Below are 23,241 nucleotides of genomic sequence, written 5' to 3'. Positions count from 1 at the left end.
CAATCTTTAACATAAAAACAGGGCTACCTATTTTTGGCAGCTCTGTTTTTGTAGTGTTTAATAGCTAAAAAAATTTAAATGCAAGTATATTTGGCGACTTTAGTTTGCCGTTAACGCGACAGCATTCAGCTGGCGCGATGTACCGTCAGGACCTACGGCAACAATATTGTCGAAGATCACGCGGGTGCCAGGTACAATACCATTTAGTGCCGAAGACATGCTAGAACTCAGCTGCCCTCCGGACGTCGATAATACGATGGCATCGGCCCGTGGCTTAGCAATGATCATCGTAAATTTGGTCACCCTGAAGGTAGCGTCGAAGTCAAAGTTATCCAATTTTGCGAACAGTGCATTTTGCGCTTTAAGGGCCACGGTAGCCATGGATCCACCTGTTTTGCCCGCAAATTTGGCAATGGGGTCTGGAATGCGTTTTACACGAAATTCGGTCGAACTCAATGTCTGTGTTTTTCCAGGTGCTACCTCAGCAGAGACTGAAATATGTGCTGTGCCCGGAGAGCTTACCTTCACATTGTATTTGCCGCCACCAGCACTAGAAATGCTGCCTCCGCTCATGCTGACACGGATTTTATCGGCTGGCGTTCCTGGGGCTGATACCGAAATGGGGTTGTTTACACCGATATATAGTACATTCATCTTGTCGGGCGATACGACGGCCGATGGACGTGCTACTTGATAGGTCTGTACAGGGGTGCGATACTCTTTATATGATCCGTCGGTCTGTTTGACTTTGATCACGCCGGTCCAGGTATAGATTCCTTCACGGCTGGTATTGACTGCATATACCCCTTTTCCATCAACTACTTGAAGTGTCGATCCATTGACCGAGATTGCGGGTTGAGATTTGGAATCGGATGCTGTCAGAAATACTTCTGCTTTGTAGGGCTGGCCCTGTACTAAGTAGGATGTTGGGGCAACAGCAACTGCTGCAAATTTATCTAGATTGACCACCGCCTGATCCATTTTGCCCAAGATAAGTTTAACTACATCAGATTCTGCATTCTGCGCGTCTGTTTGTATTTTCGTTAAAATGGTCATCGCAGCGGTTAAAGGGGTGCCGCTACCGAAATTGATTTCCTCCCATGATTTTTTGCCATTGACGGCTTTTTCTGGATCTTTTGCCTCCAAGGAAAATGATACCATCTTTTGTTCTTCAGGTGTGAGCAGGGCGAGCAATTTTGTGCGCGTAGCATTGATTTTGTCTTTTAACACGGTGCCTTTTTTCTCATTGATCATAAGATTTGGGGAGATGTCTTCGTTTTCACGCTGGGCTAGATCGCCTTTTTCTTCGTCATATCCACCGCCCTGTTTGACAAATTCTTCTTTTAAGGAGGCGATATACTGGTTGAGTTCGCCGATAATTGCCTGAGCTTTTTTTGCCTTGTCATAGATGGGCTTCGCACGTGCGGGCTCTTCTTTCAGTTTGGTGTTTTCAAATGCATTGAACAGTTGCTGTACTGCTGTGCTGACATTCGATTTGGATGTTTCGAGACTGTTGTTGATATTTTTGAATGCATCCAAGATAGAATCCGGTACATTGAGCGCCAATAAGGCGAGCAGGACCAGATAGAGGATGCCTATCATCCTTTGTCTTGGAGTTTCTCTTCCTAATGCCATTGTTTTTGATTTAAGTAATACAAGAATTAATTACACACGCGGCTGATTCATCGCGCTCAACATATTTCCATAGATGGCATTCAAGGCATTGAGGTTTTTCGCAAGTTTGCCTACTTCATCTTTAAATGCTTTGGAGTCATCCAGTGATTCATTGAAGTTTTGCATGGTAAAGCTTAGATTCTCATAAAACTTGTTCATCGATTGTAAATGGGAGGCCGAATCGCGCAATTCGCGTTCGTACATCTCATTCAGCTGGCTTAGGTTTGTTGTCAAACTTTTTACCTGCTGGTGGTAGTTGGACGTATCGCCTGAAGTATTTGACATTGCGACCAGGTTTTCGGATGCTTTTTCGAAGGCGAGGCTTAGGTTGTCAAACTTAGAAGTCGCTGTTCGTAGCTTATTGGTGAATTCTTCTGTTGCTAATGAGACATCAGAAAGCTTGTTTATGGCAGCTACTTTTTCACTAAAGTCACGTAGGCCACGGCCTAGGTTTTCAATGCTTGCTGGTTCGATATTGGCATCGGCAAACATTTTATCTAAAGCTGCAGTTGCTGAGGGGCCGGCCGGCTGGGCGACAACAGTTGTTGCTCTTTGTGGCAGTTCACCATTAAATTTTTCGTCCAATTCAGGATAGACACGGGTCCAGTCGGGCTCGGGTGGGGGCGGATTGAACCCCATTAAAAAGAAAAGGAAAGCCTCTACGCCCAAACCGATTCCTATCATATAATTGGCTGTGGTGCCACCGATATGCAGGATCTTAAACAGTACTCCAATGATGACGATACTTGCTCCCCAGGATATGGCCACATTTAGCCATCTTGAATTGTCTTTTTTCTTGCTCATTTTTTTATTAGTGTTTGGTTTAATTTTCTTGGAAAGTTAATTGTGCTAACCTATTTCCATCATCAATAAACGGTAAATGTGTTTTCTGTAGTATATCTTCTTGCTGATGTACATATTTTGTTAGTTGCCTTGCAATAGGCTGTCTAGACTCAAAAAACATACCAAAAAGAGTTTCCGAGCTGCTGCAAATTTAAACAGAACGATGGTGTTCAAAACCGACATGAGAAGTCTGAATTGATCTTTCTCAAATTAAAGCAAACGTTAGCCCTTCTTAACAGTTATTCTTTCATAAGAATAAAACATAAACACAAAGATAGAACAGCATGATGAACGAAACATTAATTCAACTTTCACAGCAATGGCCTGCCTGGCTCTGGAATATTGCATTAATTCTATTTTCATTTTTAGTAGGTTTTTTGATTAAACTGATTTTTATACCGCTTTTGCGACGACAGGCCATTCAGCAGGAGTCTTACAGTGTGTTCCGTTCCTTTGTCAGAAGATTTAACCGTGTACTGAGTGTTTTTATACCTTTGATTTTATTTAACAGTTTGTTGCCTTTTGCTCAATTTAACGACCGGACGCTGCGTGTGGTGAGTAAAACAAATGAACTTTTGCTGGTGAGTTTCTTTGCACTAGTATTGATACAGGGGATTAAGGTTTTTGAAGACTATCTTTACCATCGTTTTGATATCAACAAAGAGAATAACCTGCGCGAAAGAAAGATCAGAACTCAGATTGTCTTTATCCGAAAAGTGGTTGTTACGCTGATTATTGTGATCTCTCTGGCGATTATTTTGCTAAGTTTTGATAGTATGCAAAAAATTGGTGCTGGTCTGTTGACGGGCGTGGGAGTGGGCGGTATCATCATTGGGTTTGCAGCCCAGAAGTCTCTAGGGAATCTACTGGCAGGCTTTCAGATTGCTTTTACACAGCCCATTCGCATGGACGACGTACTTGTTGTTGAAGGCGAGTGGGGTCGTGTGGAGGAAATTAACCTCACTTATGTGGTTGTTAATATCTGGGACAAGCGCCGCTTGGTATTGCCGATTACTTATTTTATTGAAAAGCCTTTTCAGAATTGGACGCGGACTACTTCTGAGATATTGGGGACTGTATTTATCTATACAGATTTTACTGTACCTGTACAGCTATTACGTGAGAAACTCACAAGCCTACTCAGCGGCCACCCGCTTTGGGATGGTCAGGTCAATGTACTACAGGTGACCGACTTCAAAGAGCGTACCATGGAGATCCGGTGTCTGATGAGCTGCCGCAATTCGGGCCAGGCTTTTGACCTACGCTGTTACATCCGGGAAGAAATGATTGCGTATATCCATACGAACTTCCCTCATACGTTAGCCAAAACGCGGGTGGATTATCAGGAGGGTTTGCGCAAAGATTCCTAATTTCTGCGGAGCAGTCGAAGATGATGGTCTCTTGAAAAAATATGCATAATTTGTTTAAGTTTGTTTAAAATGTTAGTGCTAGCGATATGCTGATTTTCTATATTGTAGTCTCGAGTATATTGATTATACTGAGTGTATTGCCCTTTATCCAAAGCCAACACTGGATCTTTCGGGTAGCTGAGTTTGTGAAGTTGCAGCTGTTGGTCTTTCAGGTGCCCGCCCTTGCGTTGGGCTTTTATTTGGTAGGCGATGATCCTTGGATTTGGTGGCTTCAGGGTATACAGATCACTTTGGTTGTATACCATAGCTATATATTGATACGCTATACCAAATTTTGGCGGAGGGAAACGTATCAAAAGGGCGAGGATGCATCGGATAGCATTAAGGTGATCTCTTGTAATGTATTGCAATTCAATACAGCGTATAATCGCTTTATCGAGCTGATTCAGAAGGAGAGGCCACATATTTTTTTGACCATGGAAAGTGATGCTGGATGGGAAAGAGCCCTGCGTGTGTTGGAAAAGGATTACCCTAATTATGAGAAGGTAACATTAGACAATACCTATGGCATGCATTTTTATACTAATCTGAAAATCAATAAAAGTCAGGTACATTATTTTGTAGCTGATGATATTCCTAGTATTGAGGCCGAACTGGAAACTCCTGATGGGCATCGGTTTGTTTTTTTTGCTGTTCATCCACCGCCACCAAGTCCTACAGAAGAAGAAAATAGCAAAGAGCGTGATGGCGATCTGCTCAGTGTGGCGAAACGGGTAAGAGATTATAAAATGCCGGTGGTTGTGACCGGAGATTTTAACAATGTAGCCTGGGCTAAAACTTCACTGTTATTTAAGAAAACCAGCAAATTGATTGACGCACGTATTGGTAGGGGCATTCTATCTACTTTCCATGCCAATTATTGGTTTTTCAGAGTGCCATTGGATCTTTTATTTCACAGTCCAACGGTATTTATCGATAAACTGTTTATTTATCCGTCTGTAGGCTCGGATCATTTTCCAATGGGCTGTTCATTCTTTATCGACCGCTATTCTGAGGAACAAGCTGAGGCGATCGAGCATCTGGAAGCTGGGGATATGGCCGATGTTAAAGAAATGATTGCTGCTGGAAAAGAGGAGGAGAGCGATAATCGAGTTCCTGATGAGGGATAATGAAGTTGCATTTGGAACGGGTTTCTTTTAATGAAAAAAAGGATGGAAGTTGCCGGAAAATGTTTAATTTAACGGTAATAATCAAAATAACCGAATCCAATTTATGGAAAGAGAACATTCTCCCCCTTCGACTTTAGGTTATTTGACTTCAGAGCAGCTGTTGTCGAAAACAATCGATTTTTTGCGTTTTCCGTTGATTGTTGGGGTTGTCTTTATTCATACAGATTTTTCAAACATTATCATTCAAGGCTCGAAGCAGGTTGATTTGCGTCAATTTGCTGTTTTTGCGCAGGTTTTTCTTCTCTTTTCGAAGCTCGTGTTTGAGGTGTGTGTACCTCTTTTCTTTTTTATCTCCGGTTTTCTTTTTTTTTATGGTACAGCGTCTTTCACGTTTTCGGTTTATTTTAATAAGTTACGGAGGCGGGTACATAGTTTGCTGATTCCATATATTTTTTGGAATTTGGCGGTACTACTTTTTTTCTTTTTGGCACAGACTTTTTTTGGAGGCCTTTTGTCGGGTGTCAATAAACCTATAATCCAGTATAATTTGACCGATTGGCTTTGGTCTTTGTGGGACACGTCACATGTGCATGTGAAGGCAGCAAAAAATTTACCTATCAATTCGCCTTTTTGGTTTATCCGTGACCTTATGGTGGTTTTACTGCTATCTCCGATCATTTACTTTTTAATTAGGAAAGTGGGTGTATTTGCCGTACTGATACTTGGGGTAGTCTGGCTTTTCAAACCCTATTTTTATCTGCCTGGATGGAGTACTGTATCCTTTTTTTTCTTTTCGGCAGGGGCTTATTTTAGTTTACATAATAAGAACTTTGTGCTCGTTATGCAGTCATTTTTACCCTGGTCTGTTTTATGTTATGTGCTGCTGATCATAGCAGCATTTTATGGTTTTGGAAAAGGTGGGTGGAGTTATCTGTATTGTGCCAATGTATTATTGGGATTGCTATCTGCGGTTGCAGTGACAGGCTACTTTATTGAAAAGGGTAGCTGGCGGCCAAATCACTTTTTGGTTAGTGCGAGTTTTTTCATATTTGCTTACCACCGTTTGCCGCTGGTCTTTATTATCAAATTTTTGTTTATTCAGGTTAGACCGCAAACGGATGTCGCTCTGCTGTTTTTGTATTTCGTTTGTCCAGTCTGTGTTATTCTTTTGGGCTTATTATTTTTTTGGGTTATAAGCATGCTATTTCCCCGCTTTACTGCTGTTATCTGTGGAGGTAGATTATGAGAAAAAAACTAAGAAAACGGATCGTATTAGCCATCGCAGCTACTATTTTGGTAGGTATTGGACTTTTTTATAGATTTTATTATCTGCAAAGTTCACCATTATTGCGGTCAGAATTTGTCTTTACTGATTTGATCCGGTTGAAAAGTACAGCAGTAAAGAACCAGGGTGCCTCCAATACCTGTTGGTCTTATACTGGGAATTCCTTTCTTGAATCAGAAATGATCCGAATGGGTAAAAACCCTGTGGCGATTTCGCCGCTATTTACGGTCCGGATGGCTTATCTGGAACGTGCGCGGAATTATCTTCGCCTGCATGGTGGATTAAAATTAAACGAGGGCGGGCAGCTTCATGATGTGATGGATATGTTGCGTTTACATGGGGCGATGCCGACAGCTGCCTATACTGGTATTAAAGCGGGGAAAAGCCCGGGGGATTTTAAGCGCATGCGCGCTGTTTTGAATAGCACACTATCTGGGATGGTAAAGACAAGGATATTGAAAAGCAGTTGGGAGCGAGAAATTGATGCTGTGATGGACGACCATCTGGGGAAGTTGCCTGTTCATTTTGACTATCAGGGTAAAGAGTTTACAGCGCGTAGTTTTGCTGATCAGGTTATTGGGATTGATCCAGATCAATATATCCATATTGCTTCCGTTATGACCGCACCTTACTACAAATCTTTTGTGTTTTTGATTCCCGACAATTGGTCTTTCAGTCAATTTTACAATATGCCTATGGAAGATCTATCCACTGTCGTTGATGGGGCTTTAAAAAAAGGTTTTACGGTAGCGTGTACGATCGACATCTCGGAGCCAGGTTTTTCTTGGCCTTATGGCATCGCTTATGTCCCCCAGAAATCAGTGTCAATGATGACAGCGGAAGAAAAGAGGTATCAATTTGTGCGGCCTCAACCTGAACGCAAAGTCGACGCTATGATACGTCAAAGAGCATTTGACGCGTGGGAAACAACAGATGATCATGCACTACATATTATAGGCTTAGCAAAAGATCAACATGGGAGAGCATACTATGTCGCTAAGAATTCTTGGGGCAGGGGCAATGCCTTCCGGGGGATTGTTTACCTCACGAAAGAATATTTTCGCTATAAAAGCACAGCCTTAATGGTTCATCGAGATGCCCTTGATGCGTCTCTGAAAAGCAAATTTTACAATTAGCTGCTTGGATGTCTTTGTTGCAATCTGCTTCGATCTTGATACATGTTTTCTAGGTAAGTTCCTAGGGAGCGGGTGCGTTCGGTATCCACATTGCTAATATACCGTTGAAACATTTGTTCGGTACTATGTCCTGTGGCATCCATCAGCAATGCTGTCGGAATTTTACCATAAAAGTTTGTGGCAAAGCTTCTTCTTCCGATGTGGCTGGTAATTGCATCACATTTTGGGATGAGTTGTTCTGACGCCCGGAATCCTTTGCGCTTCCTTACCTTGACGAGTGTTGTAATGCCTGCAAGGCGTGTCACCTCTTTGATTTGCTCATTATATTTTTGGGCGGTCATTTTGTGAGGGAAACTATGCCCATTATTTGACATAATGATTAATGCAGTAGGGTGAAGTGGGAGTAAGATGTTTTTCTGTGTTTTCTGCTGGGTAAAGGATAAGCAGGGTTTGCCATCAAGAATTTCCATCATATCGAGATTGAAATTCATAAAATCAGAGACACGTTGTCCTGTGTAACAGCTGATTATCAGCCAATCTTTAGCGGCCTTTAGATGGACGGGTACGTCCACATTTTTTATTGTGCTAATTTCGTCTTCATTGAGGCTGATAGCACGGTTTATTTTTCTGACTTTGGGTAGTTCCAATTCGTAAACAAATGTTCTGACGCCTCGTTTCTCCAAAAAATTAAGCACTGTTCGCACAAAATGTATCGTGCGGTGGATGGTGCTGATACTATAGTTTTCAGCTTCCCCATATGCAATAAATTGTTGTACAAATAAGCTATTCACTTGCTCTAACATAAGATGTTTCTGCTGAAATCCTTCAAATCGTTTCAATAAACGAAAGAAGACCAGGTAGCGTTTGTGTGTGGTTGGGGTAATCAGGTGTATTCGGCTTTTAATAAAATTGTCGACACTTTGCAAGAGCCCTCCTGCTGGCAGTGAGGGTTCGTGGTCTATACAGCATTTTTTGACGAAACGGTTGACTGTCCGAAGGGAAAATTCTTTTTTATTGGACTTTAATTCAGAAAGATACATTGCTATTGAAATCTTTAGTTCGTCCAGCTTTGTATTGAGCTTTTTGAGACTTTTTAAATAAATATTACTGGGTCTTTGTTTTTCTTGATCCCATTGAGACGGCTTAATTTTTAAAGGAGTTTTAATAAGGATTTGCTGTTGTTGCTCGTCAACGAATGCAAGGTAGATGAAAGATATTGAAGTAGGATTCAATAAGATAAAATTAAAAATCATGAGGTAAACTTTTTGCTATTGTCTGAGCATAAAGATACTAGATTATACAGATTAGTCTAATTCAGACTACAATTCTATCTATTCAAATATAACTATTTTTTTTTAACTAATTACAAGATATGCCTTTAAAATAACCATTTGGTCATTGAATGTTTTTAATTGTATAAAATACACGTTGAAAATCAAAAAGTTTTCCACGTATCTTATTTGTAATCAGATTGTAATGTTTTTTTTCTAGTCTGAATTAGACTAATAATTTACAATTAAAATAGCTCATATAAGCTTGTTGAATAAATTGATAGACCGAAATATGAACAGTAAACAGAGATATGTCGCGCCGAAAATTGAGATGCTTTTAATTGTACAGGAAAGTTTTGACAAGACGATAAACATGTATTTCAATAGTAGAGCAAAGTACAGCCAAAGTATAGATTATAAGGCGTCAAATTTATAAAGTAACAATTACCTCCATGGACAAGAAACTAAAACTTGCATTTGTAGATGATAATGTGTTGCACCTAAAAGTAATCGAACATTTGGCCAGGGAAATGGGAAATTATGAGATGTTATATTCTTGTCACAATGGGAAGGAGCTGGTTCATTTCCTTGATAAGAGTATCGATCACCCAGATGTATGCATTCTGGATTTGCATATGCCGGAGATGGATGGTATGGAAACGGCTCGTTTATTACGACGTCGATATCCGATGATTCGTTTATTTGGCTATTCTGCTAGCGAAAGTGCAGATGAAAAAAAGAGATTTCTGGATAGTGGCGTCAAGCTTGTCTTTTCAAAACAATCTCCCCGAAAAATGTTAACATCCATCTATCATTATACCATGCTCTGTGAAAATCTGGATATTATTGATTTTGAGAAAAATTTATTTAGGAAATGGAATTTTGTAAGCCAATTATAGGAAAAGAAGAGCGACAGTTTGATGTGCTTCATCTCGCTGAGTATCGTGGTGAGCAAACTAAAAGGCTACACAATGCGTCGGTATTTTCAATCATTCGAACCTGTTTGCCTGTCCGTATAAAAATTGGTCCCATGTTATATGATTTTGATGCAAACGAACTCATATTTATCGGACCACAATACGAAGTTGAGCTTGCTGAAGCTAATGCTGCTGACGGATATTTGCTGTGGTTCACCGCAGATTTTTACGAAAGGTCCAAAGCTGATACAGAAATACTACATTCGGGATTATTTTTTGGAAATTATCCTTTTCTGTCTATGCGTGAATGCAGATCGGATCTGGTTTTTAAGCGACTCATCGTGGAGCGTTTGAAGGAATGTGCTGCGGATTGTGGAGTGGATATGATGATTGCGCATCACTGCTTTGAATCGTTGTTACTGGATGGGTATCAAAAAATGTTAACGTTGAATACATCGACGTCATCTGTAGAAACTCCTTCCATTCAGTTATTTAACAGATTTTCGATTCTGCTGCATAAGCACTACCGCGAATATACCAGTGTACAATATTATGCAGACCGTCTACATCTTTCGCCACGGAAGTTGACGGAACTGTGTTTGTCAGTTACCGGCAAATCGGCTAAATGTGTGATATCTACTGTGGTGACTCAGCAGGCATTGCGCTATATACAGCATACTGATCTATCGATATCTCAGATTTCTTATGAAATGGGTTTCTCGGATGAGTCGAATTTTCGCAATTTTTTTAAAAGACAGACAGGGAACAATCCGCTTTCCTTTCGTCAGATTTAATTAGGGGAATCTATTCTTGCTTTTTCGACTCTTTTTTAAAGTAGAGGTAAGGACGTTTACTGGCGGGCATTCTTTGAGTTACTTTCGGTAAAGCCTTTTTGTCGAGCAGCCCACTGCCTAAATGTTTCAAAAGTAAGGCGTACAATCTGTCAGTCGTGAAGGTCATCTGATAATCTTTTCTGAAATCAATGATCATTGCATCAATTGTCTTTGGGCTATCAAAATAGTCTGATTCGTGGACGATCTTGGCAATTAAATCACGCTGCTTGCGATGGTATTCGCTTCGATTAACCCTTTCATCCATCGGTAATTTTAAGTGTTTTAATTCTGTACTCGCTGTGTAAGCCTGTTTAAGTCGCTTTAAATGGGACAGGTTTTCTTCTTCGATTTTTAAAGATAAAGCTGGATCAAAAAAGTCTGTAAGGCTAATAGTAAATGGCGTGCAGATTTTTGAAAGACTGTCTACGGATAGCGAGCTCGTTTTGCGGTAAGCACTCCTAATCGTGGATGTGGAAACGTTTGCAAAGCTTGCTAGGCTTTCTATCGTCAATCCAGTTAAATCAATAATTTCAAGTATTCTTTTTGAAATTAATTCTGCTAATTGCTGATCTGATATTTTTCCCATACTTAATCTTTTCTCTGCAATTTTATCTCAAGAGCGTATTATAATACTATTTAGTCAATAAGTTCAATAGGTACACTAGGGTCTAATGTGGCATGTTTTGAAAACTAATGGACAAAGCTAGTTGAATTAAATGAATAACAGCGTGTAAAAATTGGGGATTATCGTGTGTAAATTCCCTATTGTGAAAAGATTCTGGGTATTATAACCATCATTAGCTCTGATTTTGTTATTTCTACAGATTTTTAAAATCTCTTTGGAGGAAAATTTTATGTCGATTATTAATATATAATTATTTTCAAAATAGCTATATTTGATTTGTCCATATTATTGAACTTAGTCTATTGTGTTTGAAAAAGCGCTCAAAATTCTATTGCTGTTAAGCACTTATTTTGCTATGCCTGTGTTTAATATGGCATGGGCATCGGGCTATCATGAAATTGAAATTATTTCAGGAGTCGATCCCTTTCACCGTAATATCGAGTCCGCGAGTCGCGATAAGCAGGGGTTTATCTGGTTTGTTGCCGGAAGTGTTCTTTATCGATATGATGGTGTTGCAATAAAGCCTTTCCATGAACTTTATATAGGGCCGTTAGCTTTTACAGAGGTGAACAAACTTACCGCTGATAATCGTGGGAGGCTGTGGTTGGAGACGCGGGATGGTCTGTTTATCTTTGATACCCAGCAATGGCAATTTATCAGGCAAAATGCGTTTTCAAAAGGATTGTGCGGGGAGCATGTTATCGCCATTTTTAACAAGGGTAATACTCTTTATGTGGCCACCCGATCGGGGGTTGTCTGGCAGATTATCGGTTTTAAGAAACGGAAAGTTCTAGAATTTAAACCTGCATTATCGGAGTTGCGGCGGCCGGTGGGGCACTGTATGCTCGCCGATGAAAATAGGCTTTGGTTTGCTTACAACAGCTCACTTTATTGTGTAGACTTAAAAAAGGGTGAAACGCAGCGTTTTCAAATGCCTAAAACGGTATATCAGGGCTTAGATGATATTTTTTTATTGCAAAATGGGCTGTTGTTGCGGAATTATGGTTTAGGTTACATGACTTTTGACGGGCAGCATTTTGCTAAAACTCATCTGAAAGGGCTCCATACAGGCGACATGCGCGATTGGGCGCACTGGTCGTTTGCAGATGGGGAAAAGATTATATTCGTTTTTGGTGACGGCCGTTATTTTGAGTTTAAAAACAACCAAGAAATGACTGCTTTGCGTCAAGATCGGCACGCTATCCGTAAGGATCTGTTTAAGTCTAAACTCAATCAGCTTGATTTCCATGATCATGAGGGCCTTTGTGCTACGGAGCATGGCTTGTATAGCCTGACAAGAATTGCTTTCGACCTGAACTATTGGAACACTGGTACGGCTAGATCAATTGTCAAACAGCAGCATGTGTATTATGTGGGTGGCTATGGGCCGTTGAAATATTTTACACTGAATGACTTCGCTATTCATGAATCGGCTCCGTTGAATAATTATTATGCTTTCCTGCCTTTGAGCCGCGATACGACGCTAGTAGGACTGGAGGGTAATTTTCTTGGTTTGTTGGTGCACGGAAAATTTAGCTCTTTATATTATAAAAAAGCCAAGGGCGTTATCGAGGACTTGTCCACCATGGTGTACAGCCTCTGTCAATATCGGGATGGCAACTATCTGGTGGGGACATCCTGTGGGATTTGGGTTTATGATCGGGATACGGGAATTGTGAGTCCGTTAAGGGATAAAATGGGAAAGCTGGTCGGCATGGGTGAGCGGATCAATTCCATTCAGCTACGGGGACAAATCATCTCCTTCACTACTGAAAATGGTTATTTTGAATATTTAGCGGGTGGACTACGTAAAATCTATCCGAATAAGCGTGAGAAAATCCAGGTATATAGCCATTCCTTTCGGCACAACAAGGTCTATCTGGCAACGAAAGGAAAAGGGCTTGTAGCGATTGATGCTATTACGGGTCAGGTTGACAACTACAACATGCGTATTGGTCTGGCACATAATGTGGTCTATAATATGGCTTGGGTAGATGACTTACTATTTTTGGGAACATTCAGGGGCTTGTCGGTTTGGGACGGTAAAAATTTTTATAATGCTTATGCCATGCACGGTCTTCCATTTGAGGAGTTCAATCAGCCTTCCATATTAGAAGATAGACCGAATGGACAGTTGTTTATCGGTGGGGTATTGGGATGCATTTCCATTAGACCTCAGCAATTTTTGTATAGTTTGAAGCAGCAAACTGTACCGCAACCGGTATTGGGTACAATTTCTATGGGCAGTGGCTCGAGCAATATCATTCGTTCATATACTCCAAATGCTGGTCAGGATACTGTGCTGTTAGACAAGCAAATTGAATTTGTCAACCTCCGGATAGCCAAAATAGATGCTTATAAGCAAAATTACAAAATTTACTTTCGCCTTCGCCCCCTCATAAAATCCTATCAGGAATTGTCGGCATCGGGGGAAATCAGTCTTTCCGATCTGAAAACAGGGGAGTATGAACTTGACGTAAAGACGGTAAGTGACAATGGGCTCAGTGTGAAAAGCAAACGATGGCTTTTTTATAAAAAGCCGAATTTTTATGAGACACAGCTTTTCTATGTGCTGATTACTTTGGGGCTTGGAGTCCTACTTTATATTCTTGCCATTATGCGATCATCCCAACTCAAGAGAGACAAAAAGCTACGGCTGGAACTTGCACGCGATTTGCATGATGAGGTTGGAGGCTTGCTTACTGGAATCGCTATGCAGACAGATCTGATGACGATGGATCAGCAGATTGGAGGTCGACATCGGTCTTTGGAAAAAATTGCAGTTTATAGCCGGGAAGCGGTTCAGACGATGGACGATGTAATCTGGGCGATAGACTCACGCAATAATGGCGCAGGAAGTTTAGAAGACCGGATGAGGTTTTTGGTCTCGCAGATTTTACCCATGCAAGATGTGGATGTACAATTTGATATCAACTTGCACAGTGCTGGACAACTGCCCCAATATGTTCGGCAGAATGTATACCTTATATTTAAAGAGGCTTTACATAATATATCTAAGCACAGTCCCGAGGGGAAAGTGGATGTATTTTTAAAAATTGATGCTCATCAGCTGATTTTAAGACTTTCCAATACCCTGCAATTTACGGGGGGAGCTGCATCGGATACGAGGTACCCTCGGCGTGGTCAGGGGATATCCAACATGAAACGCCGGTCTGAGGCTATAGGTGCTAAATTAGATGTGGAAAGGAGCGGCAGCTATTATCATCTGCAATTAGTTGCGAAGCTGAATGTGAAAAAACTTTTTTTTAACCTATTTAATTGATATGATGCAGCATAATCCTCAATTCTGGATAAGTTTAGGCTTTGCTATGCTTGGGGGATTGTTTTGTGCATCAGCCCTATTATTCCGTCTTTTTCGCTTCATCAAATACCGGGAGGTGGGGGAGTTGCTGCTCTGCGTGGGTGTGATGGCCTTGATCTGGCATGTGTTGATTTATTGCATGATCTATACCGGAGAAATTCAATATTATCCGCGAATTTATAACAAAGGTATTCCTTTTTACTACTTGGTGGGGCCTTGTTTTTATTTCTATGTTTGGCTCAAATTTACGACGAACGCAACTTTGCCGAAATTTTGGATCCTGCATTTATTGCCATTTTTCTTTGGATTGGTTGATATCATCCCTTATGCACTAGCACCTGTAGCGGAACAGAAGCAACTGCTCAAGATGCTTGTGGAGGATATCCCTTTGGGTTTTAAGCACCACTATGGTTTTGTAGATCAGCAATTACATTATATGTTACGATTTGCACTCGCGATAGCCTATGCTATCGGGCAATGGCGGATGTACTATATTTCTGATGCCGCTTCTAAAGCAGTAAAAAGAGAAGTGCTGATTTTTAATTGTGTATACAGTACCTATCTTTTGCTTCAATGTAGTATGGTATTGGCTATTATTTTTAACAGCAGTCAGGAAGCCTATATTCTTAAGAGCCTGGATAAGCTGGTGTGGGTAAGCTTTTGCTTTCTATTGTTTAGTCTGTGGTTTGTAGTGGATGGCATAAAAAAAAAGTAACTTATTCAACTCATATATACCGATATTATTCTTATGCCGAACACAAAATTTAGATTAGCTATCATTGAAGACCGTATGCCGGTACTTGAATCATTACGTTCTTATTTTGATGATAATAATACGCAATTTGATCTATTGATTGCTGCCCGTGAATTTGATGAGCTGGTGTATGCCGCCTGGAGTCCTGAATGTTTGGATGTGTTGCTTTGTGATATTGGATTACCGAATAAAAGTGGTATCGAAGTGACTTGGTATATAAAGCGTAAGTTTCCGCATATACAGGTGGTCATGTTTACTGTGTTTGATGATAAGGAACATATCTTTCAGGCACTTTGTGCGGGTGCGTCCGGTTATCTGCTTAAAAGTACGCCTTTACCTGAGATGGAACAATTGTTGGTGGAAGTGATGAAAGGAGGCTCTGTGATGAGTCCGCAGGTGGCTCGGCTTGTAATTTCCCATTTTAACCCTGCACTCGACCATAAAATTGATTATCGGCATCGGGAACAGCTTACTCCGCGTGAGATCGAAATTGTTTCTCTGTTGCAACAAGGATATACCTATAAAAAAGTTGCTGAAACTGCGTTCATAAGCGTGGATACGGTAAAATTTCACATTAGAAATATCTATGGAAAATTACAAGTCAACAGTAGGTCCGAGCTTATGCTGAAATATAATAAGCCAATTTGACGGTTATTTTTTTCTGAAAAACCACCCGAATGGGTAGGTAAATACTTTGCTTGTATTTTTAAGTTTGTGATGCCATTTTAAAGCAACTTAATCTATTTAATTAAAAGTATGCAAATTCATGATGTCAAACCTAAGCAAACCAGGGTGTTTTCGGTATTGCATGCAGATAGCGATCTGCTTATGCGAAAAATAATTTCCAATGTTTTTTCTAACGAAGCATTTCAGCTGGATTCTGCTGCGAATGGAAAAGAAGCATTCGCTCTTTTGGAAGCGCGGGATTATCAGTATGATATTATCATTACCGAAATGCATATGCAATATGCAAACGGGTATGAGATTATCAATAAGGTGATGAAAGAATCTCCCCGGACGCGGACAATTATCACATCGAACATGAGCTACCTTCATATCCGTGAAGGGCTGGAGATTGTGCGGGAAGACTGTTTTAAAAAGCCACTCGTGGTGGGCAAACTACTCGAGCGGGTGAAGCATATCCTGGGGGGAGATCCGGAGGTCATTCCTGCACCTGAGATGTGCTACAAATCGACCGAGGTGAATCAAATAAGGTTGGAAACTTGTGATGAAGCGCAAGAACTAATGGATGTGCCCGTATCAGGAAATGTACAAGATATAGTAAATGTGCAAGAGTTAGCTCCTGTATTGGAGCTTCTGGAAGAGCAGGATTTCGTTCATGTACAGGAGCGGTTGGATGCGCAAGAAGCTGTCATGAGTGAGCTTTTTGTGGCTGAATTTGTGGCGAAGGAAGAAACTTTAGCTATAGATGTCGCTACAGAGCCGCATGTTCTGCTTGCTTTTGAGCCGAAAGCACAGGTGACTTCAGGTAGAAGATGGTGGTAAAATAACGCTTATATACGAAAAATTATATGTATACAATACAGTCTTTCTCAAGCCTGATGCAGGCGACCAATTCACCATTGGTAAATACGGCCAACTCGCTATTGACGGGATTAAAAATAAGGATGGGCGAGCAATGGTATATATGTGGTAAATTGGCCCTAAACGAAGGGAACAGCCCAAGGAGGCCATTAAATGCATCTCCGGACTCATTGGAATGCCAATTGCTTTTTAAAGCAGCAATTTTGTCGAGCGGTGTGAGTGCCAACACCCCGCTGATGGTTACCGTAGGCCTGCCCAATAGTACCTACCGCCTGTATCGGGAAACTGCAGAACAAACGCTTCGTGGAAAGCATATCATCCAGTCGGATCCTGGAGTGTATGGTGAGGAGGGATCTGGCACGTTGCCGATAGATGTTACACAGGTGGATGTATTGCCTGAGATTGTGAGCTGTATGGTAGCCCTGCGCAGAGGTGAAAGCTGTGAAAGGGGTGCTTTTTTTATTTTTAGCTTTGGCTTTGGGACATTGGAAACAGGGTTGAGTACAGATGAGGGCGTGGTGGAAAATGCTATGGGAAGTGCTCCGGGGATGCATTATGCTGTTAATATACTACGCGAACAACTTCAGCAGACTCATGATTTATCCTTCCAGAGCATGCAGCAACTTGATGAGGCTTTTCGAAATGGCTATCTCTATATCAACCGCAGAAAGTATGATCTGCAAGAATTGCGTAAAAAAGCTATACAGACGTATTATGCTGAAATTGTTTCACCCGCTTTAGGAGAGGTGGTCAATGATAGAAACCTCGCTAAATCAAATCGCATATTTTTATGTGGGGGCGGTGCCCACTATGGCGATCTGATCGACTGCATTTTGGAAGAGTTTGGCGATATTGCAGGGGTTAAAATTGTCGAGCATCCAGAGTCGCTGGCTGTCAAGGGTTATCTGCTGAACTCCATGCGTTACATTCAGGATCAGTCCAAACTGCCGATGGGTATTGATATTGGGAATATCCAAACACGTGTAGCCCTAGCTGAAAACTAAGGTATGACGGTAGACCAAACATTTATTGCAGTAATTCAGGGGATTGTGGTCACTTCCTTTATTGGAACTTTTGTTGCTTATGCAGTGATTATGATTCTTCGTTTTCGAACAGCAAAAGCACAGCGTCGTCAGGATAAGCTGGACCAGCTGATTGAAGATCGTATCTTGCCGCAGTTTATCCAGGAAATGGGCACAGAAAGTGTACAGGTGTCCATTGACCAGTCCGTTTTGGATGAGCTTGCGCTGATGGACAAAGGGAACCGTCAAACCCTAATTGATACCTTGATCCGGCTTCGATGGCATGTGGCCGGAACAAATGCGCTGATGCTGCATCGCATTTATGTTTTACTTGGGCTGAATCTGGATTCGCTCCAAAAGATGAAATCGCGGAAATGGTATCGAAATGTTCAGGGGTTGCACGAACTGACGCTTATGGACTATGCGATTTCGGACATTGATATTCTCCGATTCAATCTGAGTGAAGTGTCTGAGCTGCGTTCTGCAGCCCGAAGCGCATTTATGCGTTTTAGTAAAAATGAACCTTTTCGCTTTTTTGATGAAGTTCGGGATCCATTGAGTATCTGGGAATTGATTGGATTTTTTCGGATTCTCGAACAATCCCGCGATACGGTAAAATCAAACTTTGCAAATTGGATCCGTTATTCGCGCAATAAAACGGTTGTTATTTGTTGTATGAAGCTTGCGGCACACGAGCAGAGTGTGGAGGCTATCGATAGTATTGAAGGTTTGCTGAATGTGAACGATCATAGCTTGCGCTCGCATGCCATCAATGCGCTGGGACATTTAAGAGCTGTGCATACACAAGAAATACTGATAAAAATGTATCCTAATCAGCCGGTAGACTGCCAGTGCGAAATCCTGTTTTCACTTGGCATGTTCCGGACGCCACGAGCGATGGAATTTCTGACGGAACAATTTCAGTCGGCCTTTGATTTTGAAATCGAAAATCATGTTGCGGCAATACTCGCCCGGTTAGTTCGCAACAATCAATTGGTATGGAATCCGCTCAATTTGCCTTCCCGCAAACAGCGTATTCTAAACTATTATCTGCACGAACAATAACTTATACGATATGATCCAAGACATAATTGACGTTTTCCAACTTTTTATATTTTCCTACAGTAGCCTGACCATGGTGATCTACGTCATCATGGCGGTGCTATCGTATAAGGGAATTATGCTGTATAGGCGTAAAAATAGAGAGCATTATACGCAAAATGTGATTTCGAGTCCACTCTCGCCCGGGATTTCGGTCATTGCCCCGGCTTACAACGAGGGTTTGACGATCATAGATAATGTTTATGCGTTAATGCATCTGAATTATCCTTTGTACGAAGTCATTATTGTTAATGACGGTAGCACGGATGATACCTTGGAGAAGTTGGTGGCGCATTTTGAACTTAGGGAGGTAGATCTGCCCTACAATGAAAAGATCAAGACGAAAACTGTGAAGCGTTTTTTTCGCTCTACTGAGCGCGCTTATGAAAAGCTGCTAGTCATTGATAAGACGAATGGAAAAGGCAAAGCAGACGCTTCGAATGCAGGTATCAATGCCTCAAAATTTGATTATTTTCTCTGTACAGATGTGGATTGCATTCTGCATGAAGATACTCTTTCCAGGCTTATGCGCCCCATTTTAGACGAAAAGAGCCGGAGCCGCTTAAAAGACATTCAGGTAATTCCCGATACGGGGTATATCCATGTGGAGAACAATCAACGCCGTGTCATTGCAGTGGGTGCACCCTTGCGAATGATCAATTCTTCTGAAGTGGATAATGGTGTGATCACCCGTTTTAAACCGCCCCATAAGGTGCTCCCACGTTTTCAGGAGCTGGAATACATTCGGGCTTACCTGCTTTCTAAAATGGCTTGGAGTTCAATTAATTGTGTTCCAAATGTTTCGGGGGGACTTGGTCTTTTTGATAAACATATTGCGGTTAAGGTTGGTGGGTATGATCCACGTTCATTTGCGGAAGACATTGATATGGTAACCCGCATGAGTGTTTATATGATACAGAATAATCACAAATATGCAATTCGCTATATTCCGGTCTCACTTTGTTGGACTGAAGGTCCCCAAACCTTACCGGTTTTTAGCCGGCAACGTGTACGCTGGGCACGGGGACTGATCCAGATCATGCTGCTTCATCGGCATGTTTTGTTTAATTTTAAATTTAAAAGGCTCGGTCTTATCGTCTTTCCTTACAACTTTTTATTTGAATTTTTGGCGCCTATATTCGAAGTATTGGGATTATTGTTTTACATCTATCTTATTGTTATCGGTGCGATTAATTGGGAAAATACATTTACATTACTGGCTTTTCTTTATATGTTTTCTGTACTGGTAAGTTCGATTGCTGTGCTGTGGGATCAATTAATTGAAAGGCATTATCGGAATACAGGTGAGGTGATGGGACTTTGCCTCACGGCATTTGCCGAGCCGTTTATTTATCATCCGCTCATCGTTTTTTTTAGTATCAAAGGCTATATTCAGTCGATGTTCCGACAAAAGCTGGTATGGGGGAATATGCAGCGTAAAGGTTTTGCAAACCAAAAATCGACCGTCAAAAATCAAGTTTAAGCTACCATGAATTTCCGTTATCCTATTTTTATTCTTTTGCTACTGTCGACTCAGTTGTTGCGAGCACAGACCTGGAATTCTGTACGTGCCGAAAAATTGTACCAACAGGCTGTTATAGAAATTAAATCTTCCCAACAGCATAAGGCATTAAAGTCACTGGAAGATGCAATAAAGCTAAATCCGGCGCATATTGATGCGCAGGTTCAACTTGCTCGTATTTATATGGCCCAGAAACGCTATGATCAGTCCATTCGTACGGCACAGCTGGTACTGCGCGCGTCGCCTGGATATGAAGATGTATATTATTATATCATTGGTTCTTATTTATCGAAAAATAGACCTGGGGAAGCCTTGCGGTACGTCGAAATGGGATTGTCGCGTTTTGCTGCCAACAAAGATTTCGGAATCAAAAAGCTCAATATATTGGATATGCTCAAGCGCTATCAGGATGGAGACTCTTGGGCGGAGGTGCTTATGCGGCGGTTTCCGACTGATCGGAACGTAAGGCTCGCCATGGCAGGGCATTATGAAGCAAAAGCGGACTGGTATAAAGGGAATAGAATGGATAATCTGGCCAATTCTTATTATGAAAAGGCGCTCGAGCTTGCACCAAAGAATACTGATCTCATTGAAAAAATGAACAACCTTGTATCTCAGGGTGGCGACTACGACGCTCGTATTGCCAGGGTAAATGCGCTATTGAACAGCGACAGTAAATCGTACAATGCGCTATTTCAAAAGCTCAGCCTATTACAGGAATCACATCGTTATGCTGAGGCTTTAGATGTGATTCGCGTGATCTTACGCTATTATCCTAAAGATAAAAAAGCCCTTGACCTCAACAATAGTTTACGAAAAGAAGCCGCTGGTTATTATCAGAATACGGATACTTATGCGCTTTACCAGTCGATTTTGGATCAGAATCCGGGAGATCGCGAAGCCTTGGAAAAGGTAGTTGGCATTGCTGCTTCTCGTGGGGAGACGACGCAGGCGCTGTATTGGGTAGACCGTGCCTTACAACGAAATATAGGTGATCGTGTACTGCTACGTCGAAAAATGGATTTCGAATATCAGTTGCACCGTTATCAAGCCGCGGCAGATATTGCTGTTAAGCTTTATGGAAACAATAGCGATAAAGCTTTCCGGTCGGAAGCCATACAGATGATCAACGCCTGTGGTCATTATTACCTGCAACAGCAACAAGCGGATAGCGCCATGGTTTACTATGATCGTACGCTTGGGCTGGAACCTAAGAATATGGCTGCTCTGCAAGGACGTATTTCGGCGCTCCTTGTTCAAAATAATATGGCGGAGGCCTTGCGGGAGCTGGACCAAGCGATCAGTTATTATCCCAACGATATCGATTTGCAGTTGAAAAAGGCCGGTTTTCTGGCGCAGTCCGGTAAAATACAACAAGCTGTGGCTTTAAGTGAAAAATTGTACGTCCGATATCCCGAGAATTCGAAACTTAAATCACTTTACCTGGAACAACAGTTGGCCGCAGCCAATGCCTGTATACTCGTTGAGGAGTACGGTGAAGCGGAAACGCATCTTCGCCAACTGCTGGGTGAAGATCCTGATAATAAAGAAGCCCTACACTACCTGTCTAATATTCTTGACCTTAGACGACGCTATCCGGAAGCTTTGCTCGTTGTCCAGCGGTCCCTGCAAAGTTATCCGGGTGACCGTGACTTTCTTCAGAAGAAAGCTTCTATACTCTACAACAGTGCACAGTATATGGCAGCTGCTGAGGTTGCCACCATGCTTCGGACAGAATATCCCTACAATCAAAAATATCGTGGTATGGTACAGGACGCCTGGATGGCGGCTGGATTGGTTTTTCAAAAAAAGGCATTGGTCGATAGCGCGATTTTCTGTTACAACCGCGTGCTGGAGGGGAACCGGACAGATTCGCTCGCCCACATGAATAAAATAGGTCTGTTGATGGGAAAAGGAGATTTTGCGTATGCCCTGCGTTGTGTGGATACGGCGTTACAGCGTTTTGAATATGCCGAACCTTTTCTACTAAAAAAGGTAATTGTACTTGATAGTTTAGGGCGATTTGCTGAGGCTGCTCAGTATGCCGACACCCTTTCCAAGCGCTTCGATCAGCGAAAACATAGGGAATATGCTGCTTTTTTGCGCAGTAAGACTATGCAGCACGCTTTTGGACTTTCTTTGCTGAACAGCTCCTTTTCGGGTGTTGATGATAATCCGGCGCCTCCTGCTTACCGTATTGCAACTTTATATTACACCCGTCGTTTGTCGCCAAAAATAAGTTATGGTGCACAGCTATTATTCACAGGAAGGCAATCGGGTACGGGAATTATGGGCGAGGGAGACCTGACATATACGGCGAGTAAATTGCTTTACTGGAAGGCTTCGATCGGTATTTCCAACAATGTGTTGCTTCCTAAATATAGGTTAGCCTACTCGCTTTACCGGCAGTTAGGAAAAGGTTTTGAAGGGGAGATTGGTACTCGTTTTCTCGAAGTTGTGGAGGTCAAAGCTTTATCCCTTGTGGCGGGTGTGAGTAAAAGTTTTGCCCCTTTTCTGCTAAATGCAAGAATATTTGCCATCAAGGAAGAGAAGGATTTTTACCTAGCTTTTCAGGCTGGCGCAAAATATGAGCTTACTGAGGCTGATTTATTACAGGCAAATTTTGGAATGGGAACGTCGCCTGATGACAGAAGCAGGCTTATTCTATTACCTGAATTGGGTGGTGTTATGAGCCGAAGTTTAGGGGCAGGGTATAGGCGTACGATAAACTATCGCACTTCCTTAGGTCTCAATGGTACTTATACGAGTCAAAAAATTGGTACGGCAACATTCCGTAATCAATATGATCTACTGTTGGCTTTACAGGTGAAATTTTAACTCTAGCCGATAAT

Annotated in this window: 18 protein-coding genes; 14 read left to right on the top strand and 4 right to left on the bottom strand. The window is 41.7% G+C overall.

The window, feature by feature from the left end; all coding sequences use genetic code 11:
- Nucleotides 1-99 precede the first annotated feature (99 nt).
- Entirely contained in the window at nt 100-1,635 is a 1,536-nt protein-coding gene (gene gldM / locus J2X77_RS02785) for a gliding motility protein GldM (protein ID WP_209579367.1), read from the bottom strand.
- 30 nt (nt 1,636-1,665) lie between these two features.
- Complete coding sequence (gene gldL, locus J2X77_RS02780; RefSeq protein ID WP_209579368.1) at nt 1,666-2,478, bottom strand: gliding motility protein GldL; 813 nt, start codon at nt 2,476-2,478, stop codon at nt 1,666-1,668.
- Nucleotides 2,479-2,801: 323 nt separating this feature from the next.
- On the opposite strand from gldL, the gene J2X77_RS02775 reads away from it, so the two are divergent.
- The 4 genes from J2X77_RS02775 to J2X77_RS02760 all read left to right on the top strand — a co-directional run bounded on the left by J2X77_RS02775 (nt 2,802) and on the right by J2X77_RS02760 (nt 7,477).
- Complete coding sequence (locus J2X77_RS02775) at nt 2,802-3,887, top strand: mechanosensitive ion channel domain-containing protein (protein WP_310078877.1); 1,086 nt, start codon at nt 2,802-2,804, stop codon at nt 3,885-3,887.
- 86 nt (nt 3,888-3,973) lie between these two features.
- Nucleotides 3,974-5,056 carry an endonuclease/exonuclease/phosphatase family protein gene (locus J2X77_RS02770; protein WP_209579369.1) on the top strand — a complete coding sequence of 361 codons (1,083 nt, stop codon included), beginning with the start codon at nt 3,974-3,976 and terminating at the stop codon, nt 5,054-5,056.
- Between the two features lie 103 nt (nt 5,057-5,159).
- Nucleotides 5,160-6,302, top strand: coding sequence for an acyltransferase family protein (locus tag J2X77_RS02765; protein WP_209579370.1), 1,143 nt, complete (start codon nt 5,160-5,162; stop codon nt 6,300-6,302).
- Nucleotides 6,299-7,477 carry an aminopeptidase gene (locus tag J2X77_RS02760; protein ID WP_209579371.1) on the top strand — a complete coding sequence of 393 codons (1,179 nt, stop codon included), beginning with the start codon at nt 6,299-6,301 and terminating at the stop codon, nt 7,475-7,477. Before J2X77_RS02765 ends, J2X77_RS02760 begins: the two co-directional genes overlap by 4 nt.
- On the opposite strand, the gene J2X77_RS02755 is transcribed toward J2X77_RS02760, so the two are convergent.
- A complete protein-coding gene (locus tag J2X77_RS02755) occupies nt 7,474-8,730 on the bottom strand; it encodes a tyrosine-type recombinase/integrase (protein ID WP_209579372.1) in 1,257 nt (418 codons plus the stop codon). The two genes, J2X77_RS02760 and J2X77_RS02755, sit on opposite strands and share 4 nt — an antisense overlap.
- 470 nt (nt 8,731-9,200) lie before the next feature.
- Between J2X77_RS02755 and J2X77_RS02750 the strand changes: the two genes are divergently transcribed.
- Nucleotides 9,201-9,647 (top strand): response regulator, encoded by a 447-nt coding sequence (locus J2X77_RS02750; protein WP_209579373.1) that lies wholly within the window; start codon nt 9,201-9,203, stop codon nt 9,645-9,647.
- Nucleotides 9,623-10,459 carry an AraC family transcriptional regulator gene (locus tag J2X77_RS02745; protein ID WP_209579374.1) on the top strand — a complete coding sequence of 279 codons (837 nt, stop codon included), beginning with the start codon at nt 9,623-9,625 and terminating at the stop codon, nt 10,457-10,459. The genes J2X77_RS02750 and J2X77_RS02745 overlap by 25 nt, the downstream gene beginning before the upstream one ends.
- Nucleotides 10,460-10,469: 10 nt before the next feature.
- On the opposite strand, the gene J2X77_RS02740 is transcribed toward J2X77_RS02745, so the two are convergent.
- Complete coding sequence (locus tag J2X77_RS02740) at nt 10,470-11,084, bottom strand: helix-turn-helix domain-containing protein (RefSeq protein ID WP_209579375.1); 615 nt, start codon at nt 11,082-11,084, stop codon at nt 10,470-10,472.
- 343 nt (nt 11,085-11,427) lie between these two features.
- Here J2X77_RS02740 and J2X77_RS02735 point away from each other — a divergent pair, with 343 nt between their 5' ends.
- From J2X77_RS02735 to J2X77_RS02700, 8 genes are all read left to right on the top strand, one after another.
- Entirely contained in the window at nt 11,428-14,406 is a 2,979-nt protein-coding gene (locus J2X77_RS02735; RefSeq protein ID WP_209579376.1) for a histidine kinase, read from the top strand.
- Between the two features lies 1 nt (nt 14,407).
- The gene (locus J2X77_RS02730) at nt 14,408-15,160 is read left to right on the top strand and encodes a hypothetical protein (protein ID WP_209579377.1); all 753 of its coding nucleotides are present in this window, start codon (nt 14,408-14,410) and stop codon (nt 15,158-15,160) included.
- A gap of 33 nt (nt 15,161-15,193) precedes the next feature.
- The gene (locus J2X77_RS02725; RefSeq protein WP_209579378.1) at nt 15,194-15,847 is read left to right on the top strand and encodes a response regulator transcription factor; all 654 of its coding nucleotides are present in this window, start codon (nt 15,194-15,196) and stop codon (nt 15,845-15,847) included.
- Between the two features lie 108 nt (nt 15,848-15,955).
- Nucleotides 15,956-16,705 (top strand): PleD family two-component system response regulator, encoded by a 750-nt coding sequence (locus tag J2X77_RS02720; protein WP_209579379.1) that lies wholly within the window; start codon nt 15,956-15,958, stop codon nt 16,703-16,705.
- A gap of 26 nt (nt 16,706-16,731) precedes the next feature.
- Nucleotides 16,732-17,748 carry a ParM/StbA family protein gene (locus tag J2X77_RS02715; RefSeq protein ID WP_209579380.1) on the top strand — a complete coding sequence of 339 codons (1,017 nt, stop codon included), beginning with the start codon at nt 16,732-16,734 and terminating at the stop codon, nt 17,746-17,748.
- Between the two features lie 3 nt (nt 17,749-17,751).
- A complete protein-coding gene (locus J2X77_RS02710; RefSeq protein ID WP_209579381.1) occupies nt 17,752-18,831 on the top strand; it encodes a HEAT repeat domain-containing protein in 1,080 nt (359 codons plus the stop codon).
- A gap of 10 nt (nt 18,832-18,841) precedes the next feature.
- The gene (locus J2X77_RS02705; protein WP_209579382.1) at nt 18,842-20,350 is read left to right on the top strand and encodes a glycosyltransferase family 2 protein; all 1,509 of its coding nucleotides are present in this window, start codon (nt 18,842-18,844) and stop codon (nt 20,348-20,350) included.
- Nucleotides 20,351-20,356: 6 nt separating this feature from the next.
- Nucleotides 20,357-23,227: a tetratricopeptide repeat protein gene (locus J2X77_RS02700; protein WP_209579383.1), complete on the top strand. Its 2,871-nt coding sequence runs from the start codon at nt 20,357-20,359 to the stop codon at nt 23,225-23,227.
- Nucleotides 23,228-23,241 lie beyond the last annotated feature (14 nt).

Source organism: Sphingobacterium sp. 2149 (assembly GCF_031455655.1).
Lineage (GTDB): Bacteria > Bacteroidota > Bacteroidia > Sphingobacteriales > Sphingobacteriaceae > Sphingobacterium.
This window is presented reverse-complemented; position numbering and strand designations above follow the sequence as displayed.

Bases quoted from the DNA above. Each gene is read 5' to 3' on its own strand.
- J2X77_RS02700 (WP_209579383.1), top strand. From the start codon at position 20,357: ATGAATTTCCGTTATCCTATTTTTATTCTTTTGCTACTGTCGACTCAG.
- J2X77_RS02715 (WP_209579380.1), top strand. From the start codon at position 16,732: ATGTATACAATACAGTCTTTCTCAAGCCTGATGCAGGCGACCAATTCA.
- J2X77_RS02760 (WP_209579371.1), top strand. From the start codon at position 6,299: ATGAGAAAAAAACTAAGAAAACGGATCGTATTAGCCATCGCAGCTACT.
- J2X77_RS02720 (WP_209579379.1), top strand. From the start codon at position 15,956: ATGCAAATTCATGATGTCAAACCTAAGCAAACCAGGGTGTTTTCGGTA.
- J2X77_RS02725 (WP_209579378.1), top strand. From the start codon at position 15,194: ATGCCGAACACAAAATTTAGATTAGCTATCATTGAAGACCGTATGCCG.
- J2X77_RS02750 (WP_209579373.1), top strand. From the start codon at position 9,201: ATGGACAAGAAACTAAAACTTGCATTTGTAGATGATAATGTGTTGCAC.
- gldM (WP_209579367.1), bottom strand. From the start codon at position 1,635: ATGGCATTAGGAAGAGAAACTCCAAGACAAAGGATGATAGGCATCCTC.
- J2X77_RS02765 (WP_209579370.1), top strand. From the start codon at position 5,160: ATGGAAAGAGAACATTCTCCCCCTTCGACTTTAGGTTATTTGACTTCA.
- J2X77_RS02775 (WP_310078877.1), top strand. From the start codon at position 2,802: ATGATGAACGAAACATTAATTCAACTTTCACAGCAATGGCCTGCCTGG.
- J2X77_RS02755 (WP_209579372.1), bottom strand. From the start codon at position 8,730: ATGATTTTTAATTTTATCTTATTGAATCCTACTTCAATATCTTTCATC.
- J2X77_RS02745 (WP_209579374.1), top strand. From the start codon at position 9,623: ATGGAATTTTGTAAGCCAATTATAGGAAAAGAAGAGCGACAGTTTGAT.
- J2X77_RS02710 (WP_209579381.1), top strand. From the start codon at position 17,752: ATGACGGTAGACCAAACATTTATTGCAGTAATTCAGGGGATTGTGGTC.
- J2X77_RS02770 (WP_209579369.1), top strand. From the start codon at position 3,974: ATGCTGATTTTCTATATTGTAGTCTCGAGTATATTGATTATACTGAGT.
- J2X77_RS02740 (WP_209579375.1), bottom strand. From the start codon at position 11,084: ATGGGAAAAATATCAGATCAGCAATTAGCAGAATTAATTTCAAAAAGA.
- J2X77_RS02730 (WP_209579377.1), top strand. From the start codon at position 14,408: ATGATGCAGCATAATCCTCAATTCTGGATAAGTTTAGGCTTTGCTATG.
- J2X77_RS02705 (WP_209579382.1), top strand. From the start codon at position 18,842: ATGATCCAAGACATAATTGACGTTTTCCAACTTTTTATATTTTCCTAC.
- gldL (WP_209579368.1), bottom strand. From the start codon at position 2,478: ATGAGCAAGAAAAAAGACAATTCAAGATGGCTAAATGTGGCCATATCC.